The organism is Paraburkholderia heleia NBRC 101817, assembly GCF_000739775.1.
In the GTDB taxonomy this organism is placed as follows: Bacteria; Pseudomonadota; Gammaproteobacteria; order Burkholderiales; family Burkholderiaceae; genus Paraburkholderia; species Paraburkholderia heleia.
Genome location: NZ_BBJH01000025.1, coordinates 88,557 through 114,433, shown reverse-complemented (window position 1 = coordinate 114,433; position 25,877 = coordinate 88,557). Strand labels below are relative to the sequence as shown.

Here is a 25,877-nt window from a genome sequence, read left to right as displayed (position 1 = left end):
TGACCCGGAACCTCAGAGCGAACGTTCGATTGCCTGCCCCAGCAGTTTCACGCCGAGATCGATCTCCTGCTCGCTCACGGTCAGCGGCGGCGCGATGCGGAACACGCCGCCCATGCCTGGCAGCTGCACGATGTTCATGCTGAGTCCGAGCTTCATGCATTCGCGCGTGATCTTCGCGCCGAGCCCGTCGGCGGGCTCCTTCGTGCTGCGGTCCTTGACGACCTCCAGACCCAGCAGCAGGCCGCGCCCCCGAATGTCGCCGACGCATGCGAAGCGCTCCATCAGGTCCAGCAGCCCGCGCCTCAATCGATCGCCCATGATGTTTGCGCGCGCAACGAGTCCGTCACGTTGCACCACGTCCAGCACGCGCAGGCCGACTGCGGCGGGAAGCGGATCGGACACATGCGTCGTGTAGAACAGGAAGCCCCGTTCGTGCGCCGCCTCCTCGATCTGCGCGGACGTCACCACGGCCGCGAGCGGCAAGCCCGCGCCGAGCGTCTTGGAGAGCGTGAGAATGTCGGGCGTCACGCCGTCGTGCTCGCACGCAAACATCATCCCGGTGCGCCCAACGCCCGTTTGCGCCTCGTCCAGAATCAGCAGCATGCTGCGCTCTTCGCATTTGCGCTTGAGCGCCGCCATATACCCCGGCGGCAGTTCGATGATGCCGCCCGAACTCAGGATCGGCTCCGCGATGAAGGCCGCGAGATTGCCGCTGGACTGGCGGTCGATGAGATCGAATGCGTAATCGAGTTCCGCGAGGTAATCGTATCGCCCGTTGCGCTCGAAGCGCGGCCGGTACGTGAACGGCGCGGGAATCGCATACGATCCCACCGCTGCGGGACCCACGCCCTTGCGTCCCGCGCTATAGGTTGCCGAAGCCGCGCCGCCCGTCATGCCGTGCCACGACTGCGCAAAGCCCACGATCTCGAATTTGCCCGTGACGAGCTTCGCCATGCGGATGGCAGCCTCGTTCGACTCCGCGCCGGTGCTCAACAACAGCGCCCGGTCGAGCCCGGCAGGCGTGACGTCGGCCAGGCGCGTTGCCAGCTCGACCACGGGCCGCGAGAGCATGCCGCTGAACAGGTGGTCCAGCTTGCCCGCGTATTCGTTGATGACCGCGACGATTTCGGGGTGGCTATGGCCCAGCACGGCGCTCATCTGTCCCGAGGTGAAGTCGAGAATCGGGCGGCCGTCGGCGTCGTAGACGAAGCTGCCCTGGGCGCGCTCGATGATCATCGGCTCGAACGTGCCGCCATAGCGGATCAGGTGCTGCCGCGCGTTGCGCCAAAACTGTTCGTCGTCGTTTCTGGACACGGGCTTCTCCTTTTCGGGTGGCGGGTTTTTCTTGCAGTCTAGTCGGCGCTCTGGTTTTATAGAATCGAATAGTTCTTATGCAAGCTAGAAGAGAGGCTAATATCGTGAGCCGTCCGCTGGAAATCGATCTGCTGCGTTCGTTCGCGGTCATTGCAGAGGTGCGCTCGCTCAGCCGTGCAGCCGAACGCGTGGGCCGCACCCAGTCGGCGCTGAGCCAGCAGATCAAGCGGCTCGAGGAGATCGTCGATCAGCCGCTGTTTCAGCGCACCGGCCGCGGTGTCGCGCTGACCCACCCCGGCGAGCGCCTGCTGGTCCATGCCCAGCGCATGCTGCGCCTGCACGACGAAGCGATGGCCGACCTGTGCGGCACGGGCCTGTCGGGAACCATCCGCTTCGGCTGCCCGGACGACTATGCCGCCGTGTTCCTCCCCTCTTTGCTGCGGCAGTTTTCGAGCCAGCATCCCCATGCGCTCGTGGAAGTCGTATGCGTGCCCACGCCGCGCCTTGTCGAACAACTCGACAAGCGCGCGGTCGACCTCGCCATGGTGTCGCTGCCTTTGACCGCCCGCGGCACGGACGACGAAATCATCCGGCGCGAGCAACTGGTCTGGATCGGCTCGCCCGAACTCGACGCCTCCCACTTCGATCCGCTGCCCCTCGCGCTCTCCGATCCCGATACGCTCGACCACATCGCGGCCTGCGAGGCGCTGGAGCGCACGGGCAGGGCCTATCGCGTCGCGTATGCGAGCAGCAGCCTCGCCGGGCTGACCGCGCTCGTGCGTTCGGGCCAGGCGTTCGCCGTCATGACGCAAACGGCCGTTCCGCCGGATCTGGCCATTCTCAATGGCGACCCCGCGCTGCCGCCCTTGCCCGCCGTCGGGATCACGATAAAGTTCGGGCGCAAGCGGCCCTCGCTCCTCACGGCGGCCTTTGCCGAGCACATCCGGCTCACGCTGCCGCTGTTGTGAACGCGTCGCACGCGCATCGATGCGCTCAATCCAATACGTCGCATCTTGCGATTCATAACATCGGAAAAGAGGTATCCAGGCCGGAAATGATTAAACCGCCTCGGTGCTATCGTGAAAGTGCTGGAAGGATACGCACCGTGCTTTTCGACCCAGCTCACCTCGCCACAGGAGAGGCCCTTGAACCATTTCGGGCGGCATGCAAGACGTGCAGGCACGCCCTGCCGCTCACGCCTCCAGCTGCTCGAGCACCTTCCCCTTCGTCTCGATACCGAGAAAATGCACCGTCACGGCCGCAAGGAATGGCACGGCGGCGAGAATATAGAACGCCACGTCGAGATTGCCGCCGATCATCGTCTTCGACACTATCGTCGGTGCAAAGATAGCGGCCACCTTAAGCCACGCGCCGCCCACACCGCAGCCCAGCGCACGGATGCTCGTGGGGTACAACTCGGGCGTGTAGACATAAGCGGTGATGAAACCGCTGGCGAGCAGGCCGAGCGCCAGCGCGCAAAACGTCGCGACCACGTAGACCGACATCGCGTGGCACACGCCGGCCAGCGCGAGAGAAATCGCACACAGCACGAAGGAGACGTTGATCACGGGTTTGCGGCCCACCATGTCGACCAGCAGTGCGCAGGCGAGAGAACCGAGCACGCCGAGCACCGAGGCCGCGACGGCGAGATTGAGCGCGAGTTGCAGGGGTGCGTGATAGACGTTGCGATAGATCGTGGGCAACCAGGTCGACAGCCCGTACTGAATGAAACCGCAGGTAATCCAGAGCATCGCCACGGCGAGCGTGCGCTTGCGATACGCGGGCCCGAACAGATCCTTCACGCTGCGCCTGGGGTGGCGCGCAACGAGCGCATCGAATTCAGCCACGTTCGTGAGCGGTGCGAGCGGACCTTTCGCGGTACGCTCGAACGCGCTCACGGCGCGATCCGCTTCCTGCACGCGTGCGCATTCCGCCAGCCAGCGCGGCGACTCGGGCACGAGCTTGCGCAGCACGAAGAACAGCACGAGCGGCATTCCACCGATGAAGTACATGATCTGCCAGCCGAAGCGCGGCACGAGCCACGCGCCCAGCGCATTCGAAGCGAGCAGGCCGACCGGGAATACGATCTCGTAAAGGAGAACGAAACGTCCGCGGCCATGAGCGCGACTGACCTCGTTGATATACGTCGCGGCCACGGGCAACTCGCCGCCGAGGCCCAGGCCCTGCACCACGCGCAGCGCTGCGAACACGGCGAAGCTCGGCGCAAAGCCGCACGCAATGCTCGTCACGCCGATGATGCCCGAGCTCCACGCAATCGCGCGCACGCGGCCGTGGCGTTGCGCGAGCCACGGGAACAGAAATGCGCCGAACAACTGCCCGACCGAGCCCGATGCGATCAGAAAGCCGATTTCCCACGGCGTGAGATGCCACCTCTGGATCAGGATCGGCAGCGTCGCGGCGATCGCGATCACGTCGAAGCCGTCGAAGAACGTGGCAAGGCCGATGAGGATACGTGCGCGCACCAGCATGGCGTTGGTCGGCAGCCGTTCGAGCCGCGCGATGATCGATCCGCGCGTGGGGGCCCCACCGGTTGCGTCGCTGAGCGGCTCGTACATGGCGGCGCCGCCGCGATGGCCGATAGAGTTGTCGAGGGTTCTCATGCCTGTGATCCCGTCCCGTGTTGTCTCGTGTATGAGGGTTAAGCGAGCGCCTTGCTGGTGTCGGCGAGGGCGGCAAGATCCACCGCGCGCCCCTGGCCCATCCATTTGCGCGCGAGCTTGAGTTCGCGTGCCGCGTTGATTGCAATGGCGCCGCGCAAATGGCCGTCTGCCACGAAGAAAAGCGAAGCGCGCTTCTCTTCGAGACTGCCGCGCAGCACCGGCGCGACGCCAGCGGGAATGTCGCCAAGTATCTGCAGGTTCACGTCGTACTGATCGGACCAGAACCACGGAATCTCCGCATACGGCGTCTTCACGCCAAGCACGGCTTTTGCGGCAGCGATGGCCTGGTTCTGCGCGTTGGCCCACGATTCGAGCCGCACGCGGCGCTTGAGCCATGCGTTTGGATGGTTCGCCACGTCGCCGCAGGCAAATATGCAGGAATCCGACGTTTCTCCGAATTCGTCCACCACGATGCCGTCGTCCACCGAAAGTCCCGCGGCGACGGCAAGCGCCGTGTGCGGCACGAGGCCGATGCCGGCAACCGCGAAATCGGCGTCGAGCGTGCTGCCGTCCGCGAAGGTTGCGCGCACGCCGCCTTCGGCCCGGTCTTCGAGCGTAAGCAGCATCGCATTCAGGCGCACATCCACGCCATTCGCACGGTGCAGATCGAGCAGGAAGCGCGATACATTCTCCGGCAACGAGCGGGCGCACAGGCGCGGCGCGCCCTCCACCACGGTCGCCTGCACGCCTAGCTTGCGCGCCGTCGCCGCGACTTCGAGACCGATCCAGCCACCGCCGACGACCAGCACACGCCGGCTGCTGCGCAAACGCTCGCCGAGCGCCAGCGCTTCGTCCAGCGTGCGCAGGTACGTCACATGCGCGCTCTTCACGATGCTCGCGGGCAGCTTGCGCGCCGCGCCGCCCGTGGCGATCACGAGCCGGTCGTACTGCACTTCGCGGCCCGATCGCGTAGTCACCATGCGCGCCGTGCGGTCGATGGACGTCGCACAGTCCGGTTGCCATGTTTCGACATTGAGCGCGGCGAATTCGTCGGGCTTCGCGATACGCACCGTTTCGATATCGGCTTCGCCCGCGAGCACCGCTTTGGAAAGCGGCGGACGCTCGTACGGCAGATGCACTTCGTCGGCGATCATCACGAGGCGGCCGGCGTAGCCCTCCTTGCGCAGCGTCTTCACGACCCAGCCCGCGGCCTGGCCGCCGCCGATCACGACGACGGTACGCGGTGCCTCTGCGGCCGCATTTTCAGGTGTAGCGCTCATGGCTTACGCTCCGTCATGAACTTGCCTTGCGGCGCCTCGGCGTGCTTCTGGCGGCGCGTATTGCCGTCGAGGCCGCCGTCCACGGCCCATTCCGCGAACACGGTCGGGCCCGGTTCGAAATCGCGCGGCTGCCATTCGGGCGTGAGCACGTCTTCGTCGGCGTAATATTCGATCAGGCCGCCCGCCGGGTTCCTGAAGTACCAGAAATAAGCGGACGAAACCGGATGCCGGCCTGGACCGAGCTGCGTGGTCCAGCCGCAGCGGCTGATATGCAGGCCGCCGCCGAACACCTCGTGGATATCGCGCACCGTGAACGCCACGTGATTCAGGCCTTTCTTGCCGTCCGGCAGCGCGAGCAGGAACAGGTCGTGGTGGCCGCCGTGCGGCGCGCAGCGCATGAACGCGCCGCGGTTCGGATAACGGTCCGAGGTCTCGAAGCCGAGCCGTTCGTGATAGAACGTTTCCTGCTCGGCGAGGCAGTTCGTAAAGAACACCACGTGGCCCACTTCCACGGGCTCCGCGCGCTCATAGACAGGCGAAGGCTGATCCACGCGCAGCGTCTGCCCCCACACGTTCGAAGGCGAGCCCTTCACGTCGATCTCGCGCCGGCGCGTGACTTCCACGCGTATTGCCATGCCGGCCGGGTCGAAGCAGCCCGCCGCGTCGGCTTCGCTGTAGTAACCGGGCTGGTCCTTCAGGCGTTCGCGCAGCGCGTCGAGTTCCGCGCGGGTGGCCACGCCCCACGTCACTTCGCGCAGCGTCGGGCCCGCTTCGAACGCGGCGGGCAAGGAAGCATCGTTCGCGTCGACCACGAGCACGGTGCAGCCGTTGAGCGTTTCGAAGCGCGCGTGCGTTTCGTCGTGCGCGGTTTCCTTCAAGCCCCAATCCGCGAAAAAGCGGCGGCAGGTCTCGAGATCCGTCACGCCGTAAGTAATCTGTTCGATACCGAGTATCGTCATGTTGCCTGTCTCCTTTCGACCGGGCTTTGCGCTTTCGCGCCGGGTGCCGCCACATGCATAGCGAGTCCCGCGCCCTCAGGCGTTGGCCCAGGGCAGCGGCGCGTCGTTCAAGCCCCAGTAGAGGCTCTTCTGCTGCATGTATTCACGAATGCCGAGCCGCCCTTTCTCGCGGCCCATGCCGCTTTCCTTCCAGCCCGAGAACGGCGTGGAGATCGAGAACAGCTTGTACGTGTTGATCCATACCGTGCCCGCTTCGAGCTTGCGCGCGACGCGCCACGCGCGTTTGTAGTCGCGCGTCCAGATGCCGGCTGCGAGACCAAACACGCTGTCGTTCGCTTCTTCGATCAGCGCCGCTTCGTCGTCGAAAGGCATCGCCACGAGCACCGGTCCGAAAATCTCTTCCTGGCAGATCCGTGCAGTATTCCGGAGTCCTTCCAGAATGGTCGGCTGATAGAAAAAGCCTTTCTCGCGCCCATCGCCCACCGGCCGCTCGCCGCCGCACAGAAGCCGCCCGCCCTCTTCCAGACCGAGCGCCACATAGCGCTCCACCGACTCGCGGTGCTTTGCGGTGATGAGCGGGCCCATCTGCGTGTTCTCGCGCGACGGGTCGCCCACGCGCAGCTTGCGTGCGCCCTCCACGAGGCGCTTCATGAACGCTTCGTAGATCGTGCGCTGCACGAACAGGCGAGATCCGGCGATGCACGCCTCGCCCGACGAACTGAAGATGCCGTACAGCACGCCGTTCACGGCATGGTCGAGATCGGCGTCTTCGAACACGATGGTCGGCGACTTGCCACCCAGCTCCAGCGACACCGGCATGAGCTTTTCCGCTGCGAGGCGCGCGATCCCGCGGCCCACTTCGGTGCCACCCGTGAACGACACCTTCTTGACGAGCGGATGACGCACCAGCACGTCGCCGATCACCGAGCCCTTGCCGGGCAGCACGCTCAGGATGCCCTTGGGCACGCCCGCTTCCTCGCAGATGCGTGCGAGCGCGAGCGAAACGAGCGGCGTGACTTCGGCGGGCTTGAGCACCACCGCGTTGCCGGCCGCGAGCGCGGGCGCGAGTTTTTGCGCGTCGGAGGCGATCGGCGAATTCCACGGCGTGATCGCGGCCACGACGCCAACCGGCTCGTGCACGCTCATCGTCAGGTAATCGCCGCGCGAGGGCGTGAGGTCGTCGTCGAGCGTTTCCAGGCACGCGGCGAAATAGCGGAACGTGTTCGCCGCGCTCGCCACCAGCACGCGCGTTTCGCCGATCGGCTTGCCGTTGTCGCGGCGCTGCAGCTGCGCGAGTGCTTCGTGGCGCCGCATGATCAGGTCGGCAATGCGATAGAGCACGAGCGCGCGCAGATGCGGCTTCATGCCGGCCCATTCGCCCTGCTTCCATGCGGCATGCGCCTTCTCGACCGCGTCGCTCGCGTCTTCGGCGCTCGCCGTCGAGACCTCCATGTTCAGCGACTGGTCCGCCGGGTAAAGGCTCGCAAAAGGCGCGGCGCGCCCCTGGCGCCACTCGCCGCCGACCAGGATATCGCCGTTCGGGATGAGGCTCGTATCGAATGAAGTCATCTTCAGGGTCTCACTTGTTCGCATCAAATCACGCAGCGCGCGGCGCGGTTGCGCAGTGCGCGAATCGCGCTATACGCGGTGAGCGCGGAGGTCTTCGGATTGTCGGGCAGCGGCTTGCCGCACATTTCCAGCGACATTTCGCCGAACACACCCCGCGCCACGATGCGGTGCACGTTGCGCTCCACGGCCGGATCGGCGATCAGGCGCACTGTCGTCTGGTCGAGGCCCAGGCCCGCGAGCGCGATGGTCGCGGCCACGTTCGCGTTCTTCGGAAAGAGCCGCGCCGCTTCGCGCGCGCTGCCTTCGAAAATCACCTGCTCCCGCGTGAGCGCACGCAGGTCGCAGACATTTTCCGCAGGCGTGTCGAGCCAGCCGAGCGGCGGCTTGCGCCCCGTGTACAGCACTTCGTCGAGGCCGCCCAGCTTCGCCGCGGAAAGCGCATCGATGCCGCCTATCGCGCCCGAAAGCAGCGTGAGCGTGGCGTCGCCTTCGTCGGCGGCATGCGAGAGACGTTCGAGCAGCTCGACATCGGAAAGCGCGCCGATCGAGGCCACCGCGCAATCGGTGCCGCTTTGCAGCAGCGGTACGACGTGATCGACGAGCGCCGCGTGACCCGCACATTCGAGCGCGAACTGCGGCCGCGTGGAAAGCGCGCGCACCGACGACACGACTTCCACCGCGCCGTCCACCTGCTCGCGCACGGCGGCGGCGTGGTGTTCGGGCACGATCACGTGCGAGACGTGCACGAGCGGATCGGCGGCGACCGCGCGATACACGGTCTGCCCGATCGCACCGAAGCCGATCATCGCGATGTCGATGGGTGCATTCGGTGCGTGCGGCACGGCATGGCCGTTATGCATGTTGGGGCTCCTCCTTGCGCACCGGCGGGCCCGCGAACGCCGTCTCGAAGCTGCCCACGGCCTTCATGTCCACTTCGAGCAGCACGGGGCCTTCGAACGCCATGCCTTCGCGAATCACGCTATCGGCGTCGTCGAGCGACGAGAGGCGGTAGTGCCTGAGGCCAAGGCTCGCGCAGAACTGCGAAAACTCCGGCTGGTGCAGATCGACGTACATGCGGCGGCCGCCGTACTGCGCGTCCTGGATGTTGCGGATCACGCCGTAGCACTGGTCGTTCATCAGCACGATCATCACGTTGGCCTTTTCCTGCACGGCCGTCGCGAGTTCGCCGACGTTCACCATCAGCCCGCCGTCGCCCACGAGGCACACGGTCTTCGCGGCGGCGTTCGCGAGCGCCGCGCCGATCGCCATCTGCATGCCCTGGCCGATGCCGCCGCCGAGCGCATGCACGCCCGCGCGCGGCGTGAAAATCTTGAGGAGGCGGTTGCCCCACGTGCTGTTCGAGATCGTGACGTCGCGCACCCAGTTGTAGTCGCGGCCCACGGCGCGCTGCAGCGCTTCCACGAGACGGCGGTATGGACCGAGACCCTTGCCCGTTTCCGCCACGGCGATTTCGCGCGCCTCGCCGATCTCGGCGGCGAATTGCGGATCGACCTTGATGCGGCTTTCGAGGCGCGTGGCAAGCGCGTCGAGCACGCGCGCGGCGTCGCCATGCACGAACAGCGCGTTACGGTAGCCGCGATTGTCGGCAAGCGCGTCGGCGTCGATACGATAGAGCGGTTGCGGCAGCGCGAGCTTGTATTTGAGCGTTTCGTTGCCGCGCAGGCGCGAGCCCACCACCAGCATCGCGTCGCAGGTCTTGTACAGACGTTCGACCGAAGGGCTCACGTTGAACGCGCCGAGCGTGGCCGGGTGATCTTCGGGCAGCACGCCGCGGCCCTGCACGCTCGTCACCACGCCAAAGCCGAGTGCCACGAGGCGCTCCACGGCGGCGCGCGCATGGCGTGTGCCGCCACCCAGCCACAGCAGCGGGCGCTTCGCCTTCGCGAGTTCGTTTGCGAGTTGTTCCACGCGCGCTTCGTCGTGCGTGAGCGTCGTGAGGTGCGGCGCGGTGAGATCGGCGGGCCAGTCGGTGAGCGCGGCCTGAATGTCGATGGGAATCTCCACGCTCACCGGGCCGCTCGGCGCCGTCTGCGCCACGCGCACCGCTTCGCGGATGGTGGGCAGCGCGGTCTCGACCGAACGCACGCGGAACGCGGCCTTCGAAATCGACGAGAGCATGGTCAGCTGATCGGGCGCCTCGTGAATGTACGCGAGGTCCTGATCGAGGTATTCGGTTTCGATCTGGCCGGTGATATGGAGCAGCGCCGTGCCTGCCGTGAGCGCCTCGACCATCGCGCCTGCCGCGTTGCCCGCCGCCGTGCCCGTGCTGGTGAACGCCACGCCAAGGCCGCCCGAGACACGCGCGAGGCCGTCCGCCATGTTGACCGCGCCCGCTTCGCCGCGCGCGCCGACGTAGCGGATGTTGCCGCGCGTCCCGATGGCGTCGAGAATCGGCATGTTGTGGATCGAGATTACGCCGAAAGCGGTTCGGACTCCACATTGTTCGAGGAAGGCGGCGATCAGTTCGCCGACGGTGGTTTGGTTAGACATGACGTGCAACGCCTCCAGATACATCGATATGACTGCCCGTCGTATAGGACGACAGGGACGTGGCCAGATAAAACAGCGCCTGGGCGGCTTCTTCGGGGCGGCCGAAGCGGCCAAGCGGAATGTGCTTCTTGCGCGCGAGCGCTTGCGTCCAGTCTTCCCAGCTCTGGCCCGCGGACTGCGCCTCCTGGTCGTTTTCATAGCGCCGGCGCCACTGCCCCGACTCCACGATGCCGATCAGGATCGAATTCACGCGGATCTGCTCGGGCGCGAATTCGACGGCGAGCGACTTGATGAGGCTGAGCACACCGGCACGTGCGGACGAGGTCGCGACCATATGCGGCTCGGGCCGCAGCGCGAGCAGCGAGTTCACGCAGACGATCGCGGCGTTGCCAGCTCTTGCGGCCTTGCGCAGCAAGGGCAAAAACGCGCGCGTGGGACGGATGATGCTGAAATACTTGAGGTCGAGTTCCTCGCGCCACGCGTCGTCCGACGTATCGGCAAAGGTGGAAACGCGGCCTTGTCCCGCGTTGTTCACGAGCATGTCGGCGCGGCCGAAGCGCTGTTCGACCGCTGCCGCGAAGGCGGCGACTTCGCCAGCGTCGAGCACATCGCAGCGCGAAGCGAGCAGTTGCCCCTGCGGATAACGCTCGCCCAGGGCGCGTTCGGCGCGCGCGAGGCGCTCGCTGTCGCGGCCGCAGATTGCAACCGCCGCGCCCGCACGCAAGAAGAGTTCGGCGGTGGCGAGGCCAATGCCGGACGAACCGCCCGTTACAACGGCGACCTGACCGGTCAAATCGAGTTGAATCATTTGATCCCCAATGCTTTCATATAGGGCACGCCCTTGCCGGTGGATGCCTGGGGCCTGTTTTGAGGCCGATAGTTCAGGCGCTTCGAGAGTTCGTCGGCCGCGCGGCGCACCTTCTCGATCAAACCGCCGTCGAGCAGCTGCGCGTCGATGCCGGGGCGCGGAATGGTCGTCGTCACCACAGCGGCAATGCGGCCCGTGTCGTTGCGCACGGGCGCCGACACCACGGAAATACCGCGCTCGAACGACGATTCGCTCACGGCGTAGCCGCGACCGGCGTCTTGGCGAATGCGCTCGAAGAGCGCCTCGACCGTCTCCGGCGTGGACGGCGTGAAGCGTTCCAGCCGCGGTTCCGGATAAAGCGCGCGCAGTTCGGCAAGCGTGAGATCGCCCATCAGCACCTGGCCGTGGGTCGTGGCGTGCGCCGGCAGACGCGTGCCGACGTTCACCTTCACGGAACTGAATATGGGCGCGTGGCTCTGCGCCTTGGCGACGAATACGATGTCGCGTCCGTCGCGAATCACAATGTGCGCGGTGAGTCCCGTCGCGTCGCGCAGCGCCTCGATCAACGGCAGGCCGAGGTCGGTGAGTTCGAGCGAGCTGAGGTATTCGAAGCCGAGGCGCAGCACGGCCACGCCGAGGCGATAATTGCGGTCGCGGTCCGCGCGCTCGAGAAAGCCCAGCGATTCGAGCGTTTGCAGGAGACGAAACACCGTGGTGCGCGGAATGCCCAGGCGGCGCGAGAGTTCCGGCGCGTCGAGCACCGGCTCGCGCGGCGAGAATTCGGTCAGGATGCGCAGGCCGCGCTCCAGACCCGGCACGCGGTAGCTGGCGTCGTTGCGGTCTTCGTCGACGTCGGGTGTCATGCCTTGAGCTCCGTAGTACTGAGTAGATGAGTCAGCGTGGATTCGATCAGCGTGCGATAAGCCTGCGGTTGTTCGATGTAGCCCGCGTGGCCCGCGTTCGGTACCGTATGAAACGTCGCGTGGGCGACCTGCGCGAGCCCCTCGCAGGCCTCGGGCGGCGTAATCGTGTCTTGCGCGCCCACCGCGACGGTCATCGGCAACTTGCCCACGCAACGCGCGAGGTCGGCGGCGAGGTCCGCGTTCGCGAGCAGATGCGTGGCCTGGGCGTAGCCGTGCGGCACGATGCGCGCCATGTTCCAGCGCACCCAGGCGCGCGAGGCGGGGTCGGCGTGGGGCGAAAGCATGTTCGCGCTGCGCTGTTGCGCAAGCCCCTGCGCACCGAGTTCGGCCAGCATGGCAAGGCGCGCGTCTCGTTTTTCGGCGCGTACGCTTTCATCGGCCGCGCCATAGCCAGCCGCAGGTGAAATCAGCAGCAAGCCGGCCACGCGTTCGGGGTGCGCGGCGGCAAACGCGCCTGCCATGATCGCGCCGAGCGAATGGCCCACGAGTGCGCAACGCGCGATTCGCAGCGCGTCGAGCCAGTCCGCCAGCACGCGTGCATAGTCCGCCGCGACCGGCGACGCGCTCGCGACCGGCGTGGAAGCGCCGTAACCCGGTGCGTCCCACGCGAGCACGCGGCGCGCGCCGCCGAGCGCTTCGAGCTGCTGCACCCATGAAGCCGCGCCGGAGCCGATGCCATGCAGAAGCACGAGCGGCAGCGCCTCGTTACCGCCGTCCCCCGCTGCTTCGCGATAACTCACGCTGGCCGCGCCTGCCCGCGCGCTACGCAGTGCGAAGCGCGCGAGCCGCGTTTCGAACGTGCCGGCTGAAGAGGCTGCAGTGTGGATCGTGTCGTTCATGGCTTCGGTTTCGGGTTGCGGCTATGTCGCTTACTTCATCTCGCGCTTGATTTTCGCGAGCGGCGAGTCGGGCGGATACGTCGGCGTGATGGGCTTCGGCGAGCCGAGCATCACGCACATCAGCGCGTCCTCCTCGCCCACGTTGATTTCCGTGCGGTACACGCCCGGCGGCACCGAAATCAGGTCGCGTTCGCCCAGCACGGCTTCCCACATCTCGCCGTCCTTCTCGCAGACGACCTTCATCTTGCCGCGCAGCACGAAGAAAATTTCTTCGACGTCGGTATGGATATGGCTCGGGCCGATGTTGCCGGCCGGAATCACCATGGTCGAGAACGTGAAGCCGCCAGCGGGCACGGTGTTGACGTCCTTCGCGACGCCCGTGCCGCCCGTGCCCACATAGCGCATTTGCGCGCGGCGGTACTTCGGGTCGTAGTCGGCCTGGAACTTCAGGGCGTCCCAGTCGTAGCGGCGCGTTTCAAAGCGCGCCACGCGCGTGTTCATCCAGTCGTCAAAGCTCGCGTCGGCGGGGCGGTCCCACGACTTGCGCTCGATATCGGCATCGGCCATGTTTTCTCCTTGGGTTCTTTCGAACATGTCTTCAGTTCTACGAAATCAGTTCATCACGAAGCCGCCGTTGACCGGCAGCAGCTGCCCGGTCACGAAACGCGCGGCGTCGGACAAGAGGAACAACACCGGGCCCGTCACGTCCCCGGGCACCTGCGCGCGCCGCAGCGCCCGCCCTTCCAGGTAATACGCGTGGCGCTCGGCCGGTACGTAAGCCGTTGCCTCCACTTCGGTCAGGCCGGGCGCAACGGCGTTGACGGTGATGCCATCGGCGCCGAACTCGCGCGCGAGCGAATGGGTCATTGCGATCACGGCGCCCTTGCTCGCCACGTAGGCGAGCAGTTTGGGCGCGCCCCACAGTGCCGTATCGGAAGCGATGTTGACGATCGCGCCGCGGCCCGACTCGCGCAACCAGCGCTGCGCGGCTGCGCACATGAGCCAGGTGCCGCGTACGTTCACGTCCATCACCGCGTCCCACGTCTCGACGCTCACTTCGTGCGCGAGTTTGCCGCCCGAGTTCGTGATCGCCGCGTTGTTGATGAGCGCGTCCACGCCGCCCATGCGCTGCGCGGCGGCATCGACGAATGCGGCAATGCTTGCCGGCTGCGCGAGATCGAGTGGCGCGAAGGCAACCTCGTGCCCGGCTGCAGCGAGTTGCTGAGCGAGCGCCTCGCCCGCCTCGACCAGCACGTCGCCGAAGGTCACGCGCGCGCCGGCCGCTGCGAGCGCCTGCACGAACGCGGCGCCCAGACCGCGTGCGCCGCCTGTGACGAGCACCCGCCGCCCGGCGAGCGCGACCTGCGCCGCGAACGTGGCGTCATGCATGGCCGTTCCCGGCGGTTGGTGCGTTGGCGCCCTGCCCGGCGCGCAACGCATCGAGTTCGGCGAAATGCTGCTGGGCACGCTGGCGCAGCATGCGGCGCACACGCGTCATGCCGACGTCGTGCTGATAGAGGAATTCGTGATCGCGTGCGTTTGGCGCCATGCTTTCCAGCACGTAGCGGTCTTGCTCCAGCACGGCCCAATGCAGACCTTCCAGACGATTGCGATACATGAAGCGCCACGCGTCGCGCTGCCAGCCCTGCACCTTGCGCGTGCGCCAGAAGTAAACCTGGCAGTTGTTTTCGTCCACCGGCACGGCGAATCCGATGATGCCGAAGTTGCCGCCCGGGCCGAACTTCTTCTTGTACGGAATCGCGAGGCGCATCCAGAGGCAGCCGGTTTCGCCCAGTTCGACCCAGTCGAAGTTGACGTCGCGCTGGCCGATCTTTTCGAACATGAGGCCGGATTGAGTCTTGCGCACGCGCATCTCGGCCTGCTTGTCGCCATCGGCCATCGAATGCGAGGTGGCGTGCAGATACGCGCCGTGCATCGGGTCCATCACGTTGTCGATGGCGTACTGGTAATTGCACTTCCAGTTCGACATGCACAGAAAGCTTGCGTACTCCTCACCAACGAGTTCCTCGGGCAACTGCAGCGGGGCGGCCTCCTTGTGGGCTTCGTCGCCGAACCACAGGAACACCGCGCCGGCATGCTCCTGGGCCGGATACGACTTCACGCACTTCTGTCCTTCGAGCGGGCAGGCCGAAACGGCCGGCACGTTCTGCACGGTGCCGCCGCCATCGACTTCGATGCCGTGATACCAGCACGCCACGCGGTTGCCGAGGTTCCAGCCGAGGGACAGGCGGGCGCCGCGGTGCGGGCAACGGTCTTCGAGCGCATGGACCTGGCCGTCCTGATCGCGCCACAGCACGATCTGTTCGCCGAGGCGCGTGATGCCGATCGGTGCGTTGCCCACCTGCCAGCTCGGAGCAACGGGATACCAGTAGTTCTTGATGCCGCGGTCGAGATAGGCGCGGATGGGATCGGCGCCGCCTGCAACTTCAATCGTGGGGGACGTCATGTGGGGTCTCCGTATTCAGTGTGGGCCGCGCCGGCTCACTCGGCGAGCAGACGGAATTCGGCGGCGAGGCGCTCGGCATTCCAGGATGCGCCTTCGGGCGTGCGAAAGCCCATGCGGTTCAGGCCAGCCACGACTTCCTCGAGTTCAGCAGCGCCCGCTTCGAATACCTGTTCGAGCGCGTCGCCGAAGTCGTTTTCGTATTGCGTGGGTTCCGCCTTACGCGTTTGCCACACCATGTTCTGCGCTTCGCCAGGCTGCTCGATCACGCCTTTGCCGGCGACGTTGTTCGGTTGCGGCGCGAGCCAGGGCTTGAGCCACGGATTGAAATTCACGGGGACTTCTCGCATGTCATTCCACCTTGATCTGGATTTCTTCGCCGGCAAGCCGCACTGAGTACATCTTCAGATCGCGGCCGCCGGGCTCCTTGAGGCACTTGCCGGTCGGGATATGGAACACGGCTTCGTGCAGCGGACATTCGACGGTGTCGCCATCGACAAAGCCTTGCGTCAGCAACGCGTAGGCGTGTGGACAGACGTTTTCGAGCGCGTAGATCTCGTCGCCCACCTTGTAGATGCCGATCTCCGTGCCGTCCAGCTTGTATTCGAGCGGCCCGTCTTCGGACAGATCGCCGGCATGCCCGGCGCAGCGCCATTCTTCAGCCATTTGTCATCCTTTCCGTTCAACTATGTTCCATATACGGAACAGTAGTTCGTGTATGGTCAATTATGAAACGGTCTTGGGAAGAAAAAAATAGAAATCCCGCGTGCCTGGGGAAAACACTGAGCGCAGCTTGCGAGATGACACCTTCAAGGTCGCTGCGCGTGACCTCCTGATTGCCAAAACGCTTACGACACGTGCACTTGCACGTATATGGCGCATCCAGGGCGGTGAGCGGCACCTGGGGGAATCACCGTCTCAAAAAAGTATTTTGACGTCTCCAAGAGTCTCTATACTTTCCATAGGCAGTACATCTATCCATATATGGAACAAAAGGTGTCTCGCGAAAGCGCTTGCCGACAGAAGCACGCCGCGCACTGCCTATGGGTGACCATGCGGATTGGCTTTGCAGGTTGGGTATGCCGGATCAACAGCCCGGCTTTTCGTCATACGATCAGGAGTCCAAAGTTGAAGCATTTCATTGCCGCGGGGTTGACGGGCATTTGCGCCGTCTCGTCTGCATGGGCGCAAAGCAGCGTCACGCTTTATGGCAGTCTGGATGCAGGCGTGGCCTACGTCAGCAACGTAGGGGGGCACTCGAAGTGGCTGATGGAGCAGGGCAACACCCAGCCCGACCGCTGGGGCCTGCGCGGCCAGGAAGATCTGGGCGGAGGCCTCAAGGCGATCTTCCAGCTGGAAAACGGCTTCTACACCAACACTGGCGCCATGGCGAAGGCCAACACGCTGTTCAATCGCCAGGCGTACGTGGGCCTGAGCTCGGAGCAGTTCGGCACGCTCACGCTGGGCAATCAAACGCCGTTCTCATTCGACGTACTCGGTCCGTTCAGCACGGCGTATCTCGCGGCGAGCTGGTACGCGTTCCACCCGGGCAACATCGACCAGTTGGCGGATACGGGCGTCGTGCCTTACAACAACTCCGTCAAATATCGTTCGCCGAGCTTTTACGGCTTCACGGCGGGCGCAATGTTCGGCTTCGGCAATACCACGAACTTCTCGACCGGCAGAACGATGGGCTTTTCGCTCAGTTATGCTAACGGACCGTTCAAGGCAGGCGCGACATGGTCGAACGAACATGACCGCTCGGTGTCGATCGCGACCACCGGCATCATGGAGTTCCAGGGTCAACCGGCGGCCACGTATATGGCCGACAAGGTCGAGAACATGGGCGTGGGCGCGTCGTACTCATTCGGCAAGCTGCTCGTGCACGCCCTCTATACGCGCACGAAGCTGCAGTCCAACGGCTATTCCGACACGTTCCAGAGCTACGACGCCGGCGCGAACTATCAGTTCACGACAGCCAACGCCGTCGTAGGCGGCGCGGCGACGTCGACGCTTTCCGGCCGCCGCTGGACCCAGGCAATGATCGGCGACGTGTATTCGCTTTCGAAGAGCACGCAGCTTTATGTGAACGCGCTTTACCAGCACGCCAATTCCGAAGCGCAGGCGGCCTTTTTCACCGCGGGCGTGTCGAGCGGGCGCAATCAGGCGATCGTGCTCGCGGGCATTCACCACTCGTTCTGATCGCGGCGCCTGCGGGCGCCGTATCAGATGGCGTGCGTATTGCGGGTACGCGCGGCCTGTGCCGCGGTGGGGTCGCCCGGCGCGGGCCGGTAATTGAGCCGCGCCGAGAGGTCGATCGCCGCGGCGCACACGGCGGCGACGAGCGGCGCGCGCTCGGCCTCGCCGATGTCCGAACGCGGCACCGTTGCCGTGAGCGCCGCCACGATACGGCCCGACTGATCCCGCACGGGCGCGCTCACTACCGAGATGCCGGTTTCGAACGACGCCTCGCTCACTGCATACCCCTGCTGCGCGAACTCGCGTATGCGCGCATGGAGATCGGCGACGGTCGCGGGCGTGCGCTCCGTGTAACGTTCGAGCTGCTTCTCCGGGTAGAGCGTGCGCAGTTCGGCGAGCGTGAGGTCGCCCATCAGCACCTGGCCATGCACGGTGGCGTGCGCGGGCAAGCGCGTGCCCACGTGAACCTTTACGGAACTGAACATCGGCTCACGCGTTTGCGCCTTCGCCACGAACACCACGTCGCGGCCGTCGCGAATCAACAGATGGGTGCTGAGGCCCGTCGCGTCGCGCAGGCGTTCTAGCAGCGGCGTGCCGAAGTCGGTGAGTTCGAGCGAACTGAGATATTCGAAGCCGAGGCGCAGCACCGCCACACTCAGGCGGTATTGCCGGTCACCGTTGGCGCGCTCGATGAAGCCGAGCGCTTCGAGGGTCTGCAGGAGGCGAAACGTGGTTGTGCGCGGAATGCCGATGCGCCGCGAAAGTTCGGGCGCGCCCAGCACGGGCTCGCGCGCTGAGAATTCGGCAAGGATGCGCAGGCCGCGCTCGAGGCCCGGCACGAGATAGGTCGACGCGCCCGCGCCCTCGTCGTCCGCTTCGGGATTCGAATGCGCGGCATCCACGTCGGCTGGGGTCTCCCCGGGAGGCAGCGCTGCGCGCTTGCCCGGCCCGGCGCTGCGACGCGCGGGGCCTGTGGTTTGTTTAGTGACCATTGGCGGCTTGAATGGGTGGACCGGGTTGGACCTTTCTTTGATGGGGTCAATCATAACGCGAAGCGCCGCCGCCCCAGGCCGCCCCTTCGATGTGCGAACATCGCAGCTTGTCTCGCGCACACCATCCACCCATGCCGAAGAGCCGAAAAACACTCGCCACGTTGTTATGCATCGCACTCGCCGCAGGCAGCGCCGCAGCACAACCGGCGCAGAAGCCGCCTGGGCCGGCCATGATGGTCCATTTCGATTACTACCCGAACGAGCGCCCGCAGATTCATGCGCTCGAACAGCGGCTGGCCAGCGCCATCAAGCGCGCGAACGCCGGCGAGCTCGGCGAAACCGAACTTCACATCGACGGTAACGACGGCTACCTATACCTGTACGGGCCCGACCCGGACCGGCTGTATCGCGTCACGAGCCCTATCCTGAAGTCGTCCCGGCTGACCGCCCATTCCGAAGTCACGAAATGGTATGGACCGCGCAGGGAGACATTTGTGATTCGCTGAAGGCGAGCGCCTCAAAGCTTCGGATGGCACTCGAAGCGGATCGTGGAACCTTGCTGCTGAAGCGCCTCGATACCATCCATTTGTTCGATGCCGAGGCTCGCCTGCATGCCGCGGCTCTCGCAATAGTCCGATGCCGCGGACACGGCACGCTTGTGGGCGCGCGCCCAGGCGAGGCGTCCACCGGATGCGGAGGCCGAGACGACGAACGTATCCTGCCGGTCCGCCGCAGTGACATTGCCGGCCGACGCGCATCCGGCCAGCACCGTGCAGGTGGCGGCAAGAGAAACGAACGCGCTGGACAACGAATGGCGGATGCCCGGTAACTTCATGAGGCCGCGAGACCGTTTCGACGCGCTCATGAACACAGGGCCGTCGCGCCGCGCTGCGCCGCCGTCTTGCGGGACTCCATCGCTGTACGCAACTTCGCATGCTGCACGAGCTTCTGCGTCGTCACGCGCCCGGCAGAGCGAAGCACCCGCTTCGCCGCGCGCGGCAGACGACGCTCGACACTGCGGCTGTGCGCCCAGGCGCGCGCCGCGAACCAGCCAACGATCGTCCAGCCGAGCAGGATATTGACGATCGTGATCGCAAACGCATCCTTGTGCCCACGTGCGTCGGCTTCAATGGACGGAATCAGATACAGGCTCACGGCCGCAATGACCGAGACACCTTCGAGAATTTGCAACATCGCACCACCTCATGTTCGTGCGTCGAAACTGGCGAAACGCCTGTGCGTCGCAGGGGCAGGATCGGGCGCGATCGCGCGCCGGATTGTCCGTGTCCGCCAGTTTCAAAAGCTGTTTCGCTTTGCCTGCACCGCGGCCGTCGAGGCCGCCGTGACATGAGGTAGCAGTATAGGATCGTTCTATCGTAAGTCCATGCTGATAGAACGAATTCAGTGTTGCGGCTGCCTTAACAATCGCGCGCGTTGGTGGGTCGCAAACGATTCCTGTCCTGTCGCAAAAATTTGCATCGCGCACTGCAGGTTGCCGGCGAACACGCCCCTTTTGTGGTCAGGGCAAACGCATTTCACTCCTCGCGCCCTAACGCTTGAATGCTCTCCATGCAGGCCTGGAACCCGCGGTTATCGTCCAGCTTCATCTGCTTGAGGTCCGCCAAAACTGCCTCGAATCGTTCTTTCCGACTGTCCCTCTTGATGCCGGCGATTTTCTCACGCATCTTCGAGAACTCCTTGAACGCTTCGTCCTCTGGAGGAGCCCTCTTGATGATTGCATCAACAACGTCCCCGATGCGACCCAACTGCTGCCCATAGCTGACTTCGCTCACAATCGCCCGCTCGGCCGACGGATTCCTGGAATTCTTCTCATTGATGACAAACCCGTTAAACGTCCAGGGATTGATAGACTGCTGGAGGTGCTTGGGCGCGTAGCAAAAGGAGTCAGCAACCTCCTTCATCCAGACAAGGAAAAACATAGGCCAGGCGGCTCCGTTCTCCGGCTTCATTGCAGTCATAAAACCTCCTGGGTCGTTGCAGGACCGAACAAGCGTGCTTGAGAGCCGACGTGGTCCTCGGCCCGTGAGGAACCACAAGAGGCAGAGGCAGGTTTTCACGCCTGCTGCAGGCTCGGCTATTTGAATCGGCTGAATAACCGGAAACCGTTCGGTACCGCACATTCAACTAGCGCCATTGGAATGCATTCACGCTTCCACGTTGAACGTAAACCAACGTTCCGGCGCCGGAACGCAACCTTAATACTCAGTCTGACCCGCGGCGTCCTTGACTCTTTAACGGTCCCTCCTCGAAGACCCTTTCCCTTCGCGTCTCCGTAGCGCACTACAACTGCTTACAAAACTCACAATCCTCTGGTGCACCGCTATGCCGATTGCGGCGTTCTTGCTGACACACATCAACGGAGCGCGACATGAGCACCAACCTGACTTCCAGTTCATCCCCGCGTAGTCGCATTCACCCTCTGGTGGCGGGCGCAGCCGTAGCGGTCATCCTCGCGAGCGCTACGGGCATCGCGGCAATGACAGGCATTCTTCCGACGTCCCGAGCCGTGACAGCTCCCCCGACGCAAGCTGCACCAGTCGCCGCACAAATCTCCAGTGCTCCGGTCGCCTCGCCGCAACCGAACGCGGAGCAGCGCGCGACGCGGGAGGAAGCACCCGCCCAGCCGCGCGTCCGTCATCACCATAGCGTGTCTGCCGAGCAGCCCCCAAGGTATGCGAACAGCGGCTACGCATATCAATCGTCGGCACAACCCGCTCCAGGACAAGTCGCCGTTGACCCGAACGCCGGCGAAGTCGTTGCCGTCAATACGGTCCAGGAAGCCGAGCCGACAACGGGTCTCGGGGCCGTAGGCGGGGCAGTCGCAGGTGGGCTGTTGGGAAATCAGGTCGGCGGCGGACGCGGTCGCGTTCTGGCGACGATTGCCGGCGCCGTTGGTGGTGGCCTTGCGGGCAACGGCATTGAGCATGCTGTACGCAAGGCGACAAGTTACCAGGTGCAGGTCAGGATGCAGGACGGTAGCTACCGAAACTTCAACTATTCGTCACAGCCACCGGTCCAGGTCGGCGAGCGTGTTCATGTATCGGGAGACTCCCTGAGCGCGTCGTAATCAGCCTCCAAAGCAGGTGGGCCTTTAGCCGTTCTGTTAAAGAGGCACTAAGCCGCGGCTAACGGATCGCACGCCCCGGTCTTTGACTGGGGCGTTTCCATGTTCGTGGAGAGATCTTCTTCAAGTGCCACGCATGGCGGGAACCGAACAGACCTACAACGTTGCGCACGCTTCGAAGATGCAAGCGGTAGACGTGGTGCCTTTAAAAGCGCATTCGTATCCGCTCTCCATCATTTGATGGAGGCAAATCGCAACCCGGCACAATATAGTTGACGTGCGGCGGCGATGACTGCCGCCCCTCCTTTGCGGTAGCCGGAAACCCTCTCGCCGGTACCCATACATCAATTGATTCTGGCAAAACGATAACCTGGCCTGCTTCACGCGGTGGCTCGCCACGCCACCGACCACGAATCGGCTTAATAATAAGAAACACACTGATTTCAGCGTCTACCTGAACAGCCGCCCGCATCCATCGGCGAGCTGCAGCCTATCTGTCGTCCGGTCTCTTCGCTTAGGCCGTACCGCACTTACGGTACGCGCGTACGCAGCACCACGTAGATTCTCAGTAAAACTTGAAAACGGAGAAGTCACATGGTTACGCCAACTTCCATCTTCACGCGTTGGAGCTTGCCTTGCCGAAAGCCCTCGCCAATATCTCTCCACCACTTTCGCTCTATCCTGGTTTCAATACTGTTCGGCGTGGCGGCGATTTCGGTCAACCTGTCCGCGCGCGCCCAAGAGTTATTTATCGGAGATGCCGGCAACAACACCATCCAGGCGTTCAATGGTTCGAGTGGCGCATACCGTGGCGCCTTTGTGACGTCAGGAAGCGCAGGGCTTACCGGACCCGCCGGCATGATTTATACGGACGGCGAACTCGTGGTCGTCAACCAGAACGTGAACCTTCCGCTTTCTGGTGAGATTTTCCGGTTCGACGGAAAAACCGGAATGTTTCTTGGAAAACTCGTCTCAGCAAGTGACATCAACGCCCCTTACGCGCCTCGCGGCATCGTGCGTGGAGGGCCGGACAACGTCTTCTATGTCGCCGATGTCGGTAGCGATTGCTCGAGCCAGGGTGCCATCAAGCTATACAACGATGCAGGAGCATTTCTCGGCAATCTCGACCGGTCCAAATTTACTGGCGGGTTTTTCCCACGTGGCCTGGTGTTCGGACCAGACGGTCTTCTGTACGTTTCCGTATTTGGATGCCCCTACTCGGACAGCCCGAATACACTTGTCGGCTACGTTTTGCGATTCAATGCAACTACGAAAACTTTCGTTGATGTGTTCGCATCCAATCAATCCATTCCTGACTTGCACCGTCCAGAAGGACTGGTCTTTGACAAGGAAGGCAATCTTTGGGTTACGGGCTTCCGCGCGACGGCCAGCGACAGCGACAAGGTTCTGAAACTTGACGGCAAAACCGGCGCTCTTCTCGATGAACTCGTGCTGTCCACACCGCCCGCACCGCGAGCCTATGCGCAGGCGATCATCTTCGGGCCCGGGAACAGGCTGTACATCCCGATTATGGGTGGAGACGCAACGACAGCAGGGGAACTGCGCCGCTGCAACGTCAAGACAAAAGTCTGTGACGTTGTGGCGCCGGCTGGTAATCCGCTTCAGCGTCCCTTCTACTTGATCTTCAAGAATTCCAATCCCGCAATGCTTGGCTATGGAGGGAGTGACTAGCGCCATGACACTATGGAGCGCAGGACAGGAATCGTGTGCGGGCCACCAAAAGTTCCAGCGAAAAGTCCGAGGATGACTGCCCGATTGCGTAAACCCAGCCTCAGGCCGGCACGCCCTCCATAACGCGCCCGGAACGTCCCCACGCCACTACCACGCCGAGACCGAGCACCGCGAGACACACGATCGGCACGATCATCGGCCCGAACGCGGTGCCCGTAAGCTTGCCCGCGAGCGGCATGAGGTTCTGGCCGAAGAAGCCGCCGAGATTGCCGATCGAGTTGATCGCCGCGACGCTCGCCGCCGCCCGCGCGCCGGTGAAGTAGCGCGGCGGCATCGACCAGAAGCACGGGTAAAGCAGCGGGATGCACGCGCCGCCGAACACGAGCGCAACAAAACGCAGCGGCGTGGAAGGCAGCAGCAGACTCAGCAGGAAACCCAGCGTGCCGAGCGCCGCGACGATGGCCATCGCGCGCAGAATACTTTTCGCTTGGCGCAGCTTCGAAGGCAGCCACAGCAGCAGCAACACCGCCAGCGCCCACGGCAGCATGCTCAGCAGCCCGTTCACGCTGCTGGACACGCCAAACGACTTGACGAGCGTGGGCAGCCAGTAGGTCACGCCGTAGAGCGACGTCGACATCAGCATATAGGTCGCCGCGAACAGCATCACGCGCGGATCGAGCAGCGCCTTCCAGGGCTGCGCGTGTTCGGCGTGCTCGGGCTTCTCGCGCTCGTGCGCGGCGGCCACGATCTGCTTTTCGCTCGGGTTCAGAAAGCGCGCTTCCTGGTACGACGCCGGCAGCAGCCTGAACACGGCGATGCCGACCAGCACGGCGGGCAGGCCCGTGGCGATGAACACCCACTGCCAGCCGGCGAGGCCCCATACGCCATTGAGGCTCAGCAGCCAGCCGCCCACGAGCGAACCCAGCATGTTCGCGAGCGCGCTGCCCAGCGTGAAGATGCCGAGCACGCGCGCGCGGTAGCTTTGCGGAAACCACAGCGTGAGGTAGTAGATCACGCCCGGATAGAAGCCGGCTTCGGCCACGCCCAGCGCGAGGCGCAGGCCGCAGAACACCTGCATCGACGTGGTGAAGCCCATCAGCACCGTAATCACGCCCCAGGTAAGCATGATGCGCGCGAGCCACACGCGCGCGCCGAAGCGATGCAGCGCGAGCGTGCTAGGCACTTCGAACAGCAGATAGCCGATGAAGAACAGCGAGGAAGCCAGGCCGAACGCCGTTTCGGTCATGTTGAGGCTGTGCACCATCTGCAGCTTCGCGAAGCCGACGTTCTGCCGATCGATGAACGAGATCAGAAACATCACGACGAGGATCGGCATGAGGCGGCGCGCGATCTTCGCCATGACAATCCGCTCTTCAGCGGACCGTTGATCGACGGTTGCGTTTGTATTCACCAGGTTCTCCTACGTTTATTTGTATGTTGTCCTTGCACGCGCCTTCCTGCACGCGCTATGGACGGAAATCGCCGAGCATCGCCACGAACATGTCGTTCCACGTGCGCGGCTTCGCCTTGATCGTGCCCACCATGTACAGAAAGTCCACGTACTCCATCAGCTGCTCGGGCCGGACCGAAAAGCGCGACTCCGGCGCGCGGAGCGTCTGCACCACGTGCTCGCGCGACACGCCGAAGCCCGACGAATCGACATAGATCTGCGCCGCGGCCGCTTTGTCCCGAGCGATCATCCGGTTCGCCTCGTCGAGCGCGAGGAGAAACGCTTTTGCCAGCGCCGGCTCGGTGTCGACGAGGCGCCTGGGTGCGAACACCACGTCGAGCGTGAGCGGCCCGAGCACGTCGACCGAATTGACCACGCGGTGAATGCCCGGCTGCTGCAATTCGAGCGTCGAAAATGGCGGCGAGGCGAAATGCGCGGTGATGCCGCCCTCGCGCCGTATCAGCGACTGCATGGCCTGTGGATGCGGCAGGCCGACGGTGATCGAATCGAGCTGCGCGAAGTGCTGCGCTCCGAGCAGCTTGCTCGCCACCATCTGCAGCACCACGGCCGAAAGCGAGGTGCGAATGCCCGGCACCGCAATCCTGTCGGCGCTCGTGAAATCGCGCAGCGTCGCAATCTCCGGCCGGTTCGTGTTGAGCGAGAGCGCCGTGGCCGAAAGACCGCTGATGCCGATTACCTCGACGTTCGGTATGCCGCGCGCCCGCGCCCACAGTTCGATGAAGCCGGGCGCGCCCACCGCGGCGAAGTCGAGCGTACCGGCCATCATGGCGTCGTCGACCGAATTGCCGCCATCGAGCCTCACCCACTCCACGCTCACGTCCGCGAGCCCATGGCGGGCCGCATGGCGCTCGAAGAGCCGCGCCTTTTCCATCACGAGCAGCGGCAGATACAGCAGGCCATAGCCCTTCGAAATGCGCACCGTGCGCGGCGTGGCCCGGACCCACGCAGGCGCGAGCGCCGCGGCAAGGGCGGCCGCGCCCAGGCCCGCCGCAACGAGCGCGCGGCGCCGCGACGAGGGCCGCGGCGACTTCACGCGCATCTTGCCGTCTCCGTTGGTTCGTGTCGTAATCACGTCTCTGCACCTTCCATGGTTCGCGAGATTACCGGGCGAGTCTGAGAAAATGCTGAGAAACACGCAGCGTCAACCTCG

At 64.4% G+C, this 25,877-nt stretch carries 26 protein-coding genes; 5 read left to right on the top strand and 21 right to left on the bottom strand.

Translation table 11 applies throughout. The features are described from left to right. Nucleotides 1–12 precede the first annotated feature (12 nt). Complete coding sequence (locus BHE01S_RS21335) at nt 13–1,314, bottom strand: aspartate aminotransferase family protein (protein WP_042267411.1); 1,302 nt, start codon at nt 1,312–1,314, stop codon at nt 13–15. 77 nt (nt 1,315–1,391) lie between these two features. Between BHE01S_RS21335 and BHE01S_RS21330 the strand changes: the two genes are divergently transcribed. Beyond that, the gene (locus BHE01S_RS21330; RefSeq protein WP_174479523.1) at nt 1,392–2,282 is read left to right on the top strand and encodes a LysR family transcriptional regulator; all 891 of its coding nucleotides are present in this window, start codon (nt 1,392–1,394) and stop codon (nt 2,280–2,282) included. Between the two features lie 225 nt (nt 2,283–2,507). Here BHE01S_RS21330 and BHE01S_RS21325 read toward each other — a convergent pair whose 3' ends face one another. From BHE01S_RS21325 to BHE01S_RS21260, 14 genes are all read right to left on the bottom strand, one after another. Then, on the bottom strand, nt 2,508–3,935 hold the full coding sequence (locus BHE01S_RS21325; protein ID WP_042267408.1) for an MFS transporter: 1,428 nt from the start codon (nt 3,933–3,935) through the stop codon (nt 2,508–2,510). Nucleotides 3,936–3,973: 38 nt separating this feature from the next. Then, a complete protein-coding gene (locus tag BHE01S_RS21320) occupies nt 3,974–5,215 on the bottom strand; it encodes an NAD(P)/FAD-dependent oxidoreductase (RefSeq protein ID WP_042267406.1) in 1,242 nt (413 codons plus the stop codon). Continuing rightward, entirely contained in the window at nt 5,212–6,174 is a 963-nt protein-coding gene (locus tag BHE01S_RS21315) for a VOC family protein (protein WP_042267405.1), read from the bottom strand. Before BHE01S_RS21315 ends, BHE01S_RS21320 begins: the two co-directional genes overlap by 4 nt. A gap of 75 nt (nt 6,175–6,249) precedes the next feature. Next, complete coding sequence (locus tag BHE01S_RS21310) at nt 6,250–7,743, bottom strand: aldehyde dehydrogenase (protein WP_042267403.1); 1,494 nt, start codon at nt 7,741–7,743, stop codon at nt 6,250–6,252. 23 nt (nt 7,744–7,766) lie between these two features. After that, complete coding sequence (locus BHE01S_RS21305; RefSeq protein WP_042267401.1) at nt 7,767–8,603, bottom strand: aspartate dehydrogenase; 837 nt, start codon at nt 8,601–8,603, stop codon at nt 7,767–7,769. Further along, the gene (locus BHE01S_RS21300) at nt 8,596–10,254 is read right to left on the bottom strand and encodes a thiamine pyrophosphate-binding protein (protein ID WP_042267399.1); all 1,659 of its coding nucleotides are present in this window, start codon (nt 10,252–10,254) and stop codon (nt 8,596–8,598) included. Before BHE01S_RS21300 ends, BHE01S_RS21305 begins: the two co-directional genes overlap by 8 nt. Continuing rightward, on the bottom strand, nt 10,247–11,062 hold the full coding sequence (locus tag BHE01S_RS21295; RefSeq protein WP_042267397.1) for an SDR family oxidoreductase: 816 nt from the start codon (nt 11,060–11,062) through the stop codon (nt 10,247–10,249). The genes BHE01S_RS21300 and BHE01S_RS21295 overlap by 8 nt, the downstream gene beginning before the upstream one ends. Next, complete coding sequence (locus BHE01S_RS21290; protein ID WP_042267395.1) at nt 11,059–11,925, bottom strand: IclR family transcriptional regulator; 867 nt, start codon at nt 11,923–11,925, stop codon at nt 11,059–11,061. Before BHE01S_RS21290 ends, BHE01S_RS21295 begins: the two co-directional genes overlap by 4 nt. Continuing rightward, nucleotides 11,922–12,824 (bottom strand): alpha/beta fold hydrolase, encoded by a 903-nt coding sequence (locus tag BHE01S_RS21285; protein ID WP_042267394.1) that lies wholly within the window; start codon nt 12,822–12,824, stop codon nt 11,922–11,924. Before BHE01S_RS21285 ends, BHE01S_RS21290 begins: the two co-directional genes overlap by 4 nt. A 30-nt stretch (nt 12,825–12,854) precedes the next feature. Beyond that, the gene (locus BHE01S_RS21280; RefSeq protein WP_042267501.1) at nt 12,855–13,391 is read right to left on the bottom strand and encodes a cupin domain-containing protein; all 537 of its coding nucleotides are present in this window, start codon (nt 13,389–13,391) and stop codon (nt 12,855–12,857) included. A 45-nt stretch (nt 13,392–13,436) separates the two neighbouring features. After that, nucleotides 13,437–14,213 carry an SDR family oxidoreductase gene (locus tag BHE01S_RS21275; protein WP_042267500.1) on the bottom strand — a complete coding sequence of 259 codons (777 nt, stop codon included), beginning with the start codon at nt 14,211–14,213 and terminating at the stop codon, nt 13,437–13,439. Then, nucleotides 14,206–15,291, bottom strand: a complete 1,086-nt coding sequence (locus BHE01S_RS21270; protein WP_042267393.1) for an aromatic ring-hydroxylating dioxygenase subunit alpha — start codon at nt 15,289–15,291, stop codon at nt 14,206–14,208. The genes BHE01S_RS21275 and BHE01S_RS21270 overlap by 8 nt, the downstream gene beginning before the upstream one ends. A 35-nt stretch (nt 15,292–15,326) precedes the next feature. Beyond that, on the bottom strand, nt 15,327–15,638 hold the full coding sequence (locus BHE01S_RS21265; protein WP_042267391.1) for a recombinase-like helix-turn-helix domain-containing protein: 312 nt from the start codon (nt 15,636–15,638) through the stop codon (nt 15,327–15,329). Nucleotide 15,639: 1 nt separating this feature from the next. After that, complete coding sequence (locus BHE01S_RS21260) at nt 15,640–15,954, bottom strand: non-heme iron oxygenase ferredoxin subunit (protein WP_042267389.1); 315 nt, start codon at nt 15,952–15,954, stop codon at nt 15,640–15,642. A gap of 462 nt (nt 15,955–16,416) precedes the next feature. Here BHE01S_RS21260 and BHE01S_RS21255 point away from each other — a divergent pair, with 462 nt between their 5' ends. Next, nucleotides 16,417–17,490: a porin gene (locus BHE01S_RS21255; protein ID WP_042267388.1), complete on the top strand. Its 1,074-nt coding sequence runs from the start codon at nt 16,417–16,419 to the stop codon at nt 17,488–17,490. 23 nt (nt 17,491–17,513) lie between these two features. Here the strand turns inward: BHE01S_RS21255 and BHE01S_RS21250 are convergent, their stop codons facing one another. Beyond that, entirely contained in the window at nt 17,514–18,479 is a 966-nt protein-coding gene (locus tag BHE01S_RS21250; protein ID WP_042267386.1) for an IclR family transcriptional regulator, read from the bottom strand. 131 nt (nt 18,480–18,610) lie between these two features. On the opposite strand from BHE01S_RS21250, the gene BHE01S_RS21245 reads away from it, so the two are divergent. Continuing rightward, nucleotides 18,611–18,985, top strand: coding sequence for a hypothetical protein (locus BHE01S_RS21245; RefSeq protein WP_245639813.1), 375 nt, complete (start codon nt 18,611–18,613; stop codon nt 18,983–18,985). A gap of 11 nt (nt 18,986–18,996) precedes the next feature. On the opposite strand, the gene BHE01S_RS21240 is transcribed toward BHE01S_RS21245, so the two are convergent. The 3 genes from BHE01S_RS21240 to BHE01S_RS36125 all read right to left on the bottom strand — a co-directional run bounded on the left by BHE01S_RS21240 (nt 18,997) and on the right by BHE01S_RS36125 (nt 20,458). Continuing rightward, nucleotides 18,997–19,344 (bottom strand): hypothetical protein, encoded by a 348-nt coding sequence (locus tag BHE01S_RS21240; RefSeq protein ID WP_245639816.1) that lies wholly within the window; start codon nt 19,342–19,344, stop codon nt 18,997–18,999. Then, entirely contained in the window at nt 19,341–19,673 is a 333-nt protein-coding gene (locus BHE01S_RS21235) for a superinfection immunity protein (protein ID WP_042267383.1), read from the bottom strand. The genes BHE01S_RS21240 and BHE01S_RS21235 overlap by 4 nt, the downstream gene beginning before the upstream one ends. Nucleotides 19,674–20,014: 341 nt before the next feature. Continuing rightward, entirely contained in the window at nt 20,015–20,458 is a 444-nt protein-coding gene (locus tag BHE01S_RS36125; protein WP_157025540.1) for a hypothetical protein, read from the bottom strand. Between the two features lie 410 nt (nt 20,459–20,868). Between BHE01S_RS36125 and BHE01S_RS37000 the strand changes: the two genes are divergently transcribed. Together BHE01S_RS37000 and BHE01S_RS21225 are read left to right on the top strand one after the other, a co-directional pair. Further along, nucleotides 20,869–21,567, top strand: a complete 699-nt coding sequence (locus tag BHE01S_RS37000) for a glycine zipper 2TM domain-containing protein (RefSeq protein ID WP_084069081.1) — start codon at nt 20,869–20,871, stop codon at nt 21,565–21,567. A gap of 591 nt (nt 21,568–22,158) precedes the next feature. Next, nucleotides 22,159–23,256: an NHL repeat-containing protein gene (locus BHE01S_RS21225; protein ID WP_157025539.1), complete on the top strand. Its 1,098-nt coding sequence runs from the start codon at nt 22,159–22,161 to the stop codon at nt 23,254–23,256. A gap of 100 nt (nt 23,257–23,356) precedes the next feature. Here the strand turns inward: BHE01S_RS21225 and BHE01S_RS21220 are convergent, their stop codons facing one another. Both BHE01S_RS21220 and BHE01S_RS21215 read right to left on the bottom strand, forming a co-directional pair. Beyond that, a complete protein-coding gene (locus BHE01S_RS21220; protein WP_407669540.1) occupies nt 23,357–24,616 on the bottom strand; it encodes an MFS transporter in 1,260 nt (419 codons plus the stop codon). Between the two features lie 106 nt (nt 24,617–24,722). Continuing rightward, nucleotides 24,723–25,766: an ABC transporter substrate-binding protein gene (locus tag BHE01S_RS21215; protein WP_042267378.1), complete on the bottom strand. Its 1,044-nt coding sequence runs from the start codon at nt 25,764–25,766 to the stop codon at nt 24,723–24,725. Nucleotides 25,767–25,877: the final 111 nt, after the last annotated feature.

Bases quoted from the DNA above. Each gene is read 5' to 3' on its own strand.
- BHE01S_RS21330 (WP_174479523.1), top strand. From the start codon at position 1,392: ATGCAAGCTAGAAGAGAGGCTAATATCGTGAGCCGTCCGCTGGAAATC.
- BHE01S_RS21325 (WP_042267408.1), bottom strand. From the start codon at position 3,935: ATGAGAACCCTCGACAACTCTATCGGCCATCGCGGCGGCGCCGCCATG.
- BHE01S_RS21320 (WP_042267406.1), bottom strand. From the start codon at position 5,215: ATGAGCGCTACACCTGAAAATGCGGCCGCAGAGGCACCGCGTACCGTC.
- BHE01S_RS21315 (WP_042267405.1), bottom strand. From the start codon at position 6,174: ATGACGATACTCGGTATCGAACAGATTACTTACGGCGTGACGGATCTC.
- BHE01S_RS21310 (WP_042267403.1), bottom strand. From the start codon at position 7,743: ATGACTTCATTCGATACGAGCCTCATCCCGAACGGCGATATCCTGGTC.
- BHE01S_RS21305 (WP_042267401.1), bottom strand. From the start codon at position 8,603: ATGCATAACGGCCATGCCGTGCCGCACGCACCGAATGCACCCATCGAC.
- BHE01S_RS21300 (WP_042267399.1), bottom strand. From the start codon at position 10,254: ATGTCTAACCAAACCACCGTCGGCGAACTGATCGCCGCCTTCCTCGAA.
- BHE01S_RS21295 (WP_042267397.1), bottom strand. From the start codon at position 11,062: ATGATTCAACTCGATTTGACCGGTCAGGTCGCCGTTGTAACGGGCGGT.
- BHE01S_RS21290 (WP_042267395.1), bottom strand. From the start codon at position 11,925: ATGACACCCGACGTCGACGAAGACCGCAACGACGCCAGCTACCGCGTG.
- BHE01S_RS21285 (WP_042267394.1), bottom strand. From the start codon at position 12,824: ATGAACGACACGATCCACACTGCAGCCTCTTCAGCCGGCACGTTCGAA.
- BHE01S_RS21280 (WP_042267501.1), bottom strand. From the start codon at position 13,391: ATGGCCGATGCCGATATCGAGCGCAAGTCGTGGGACCGCCCCGCCGAC.
- BHE01S_RS21275 (WP_042267500.1), bottom strand. From the start codon at position 14,213: ATGCATGACGCCACGTTCGCGGCGCAGGTCGCGCTCGCCGGGCGGCGG.
- BHE01S_RS21270 (WP_042267393.1), bottom strand. From the start codon at position 15,291: ATGACGTCCCCCACGATTGAAGTTGCAGGCGGCGCCGATCCCATCCGC.
- BHE01S_RS21265 (WP_042267391.1), bottom strand. From the start codon at position 15,638: ATGCGAGAAGTCCCCGTGAATTTCAATCCGTGGCTCAAGCCCTGGCTC.
- BHE01S_RS21260 (WP_042267389.1), bottom strand. From the start codon at position 15,954: ATGGCTGAAGAATGGCGCTGCGCCGGGCATGCCGGCGATCTGTCCGAA.
- BHE01S_RS21250 (WP_042267386.1), bottom strand. From the start codon at position 18,479: ATGGTCACTAAACAAACCACAGGCCCCGCGCGTCGCAGCGCCGGGCCG.
- BHE01S_RS21245 (WP_245639813.1), top strand. From the start codon at position 18,611: ATGCCGAAGAGCCGAAAAACACTCGCCACGTTGTTATGCATCGCACTC.
- BHE01S_RS21240 (WP_245639816.1), bottom strand. From the start codon at position 19,344: ATGAGCGCGTCGAAACGGTCTCGCGGCCTCATGAAGTTACCGGGCATC.
- BHE01S_RS21235 (WP_042267383.1), bottom strand. From the start codon at position 19,673: ATGTTGCAAATTCTCGAAGGTGTCTCGGTCATTGCGGCCGTGAGCCTG.
- BHE01S_RS36125 (WP_157025540.1), bottom strand. From the start codon at position 20,458: ATGACTGCAATGAAGCCGGAGAACGGAGCCGCCTGGCCTATGTTTTTC.
- BHE01S_RS37000 (WP_084069081.1), top strand. From the start codon at position 20,869: ATGAGCACCAACCTGACTTCCAGTTCATCCCCGCGTAGTCGCATTCAC.
- BHE01S_RS21225 (WP_157025539.1), top strand. From the start codon at position 22,159: ATGGTTACGCCAACTTCCATCTTCACGCGTTGGAGCTTGCCTTGCCGA.
- BHE01S_RS21220 (WP_407669540.1), bottom strand. From the start codon at position 24,616: ATGGCGAAGATCGCGCGCCGCCTCATGCCGATCCTCGTCGTGATGTTT.
- BHE01S_RS21215 (WP_042267378.1), bottom strand. From the start codon at position 25,766: ATGCGCGTGAAGTCGCCGCGGCCCTCGTCGCGGCGCCGCGCGCTCGTT.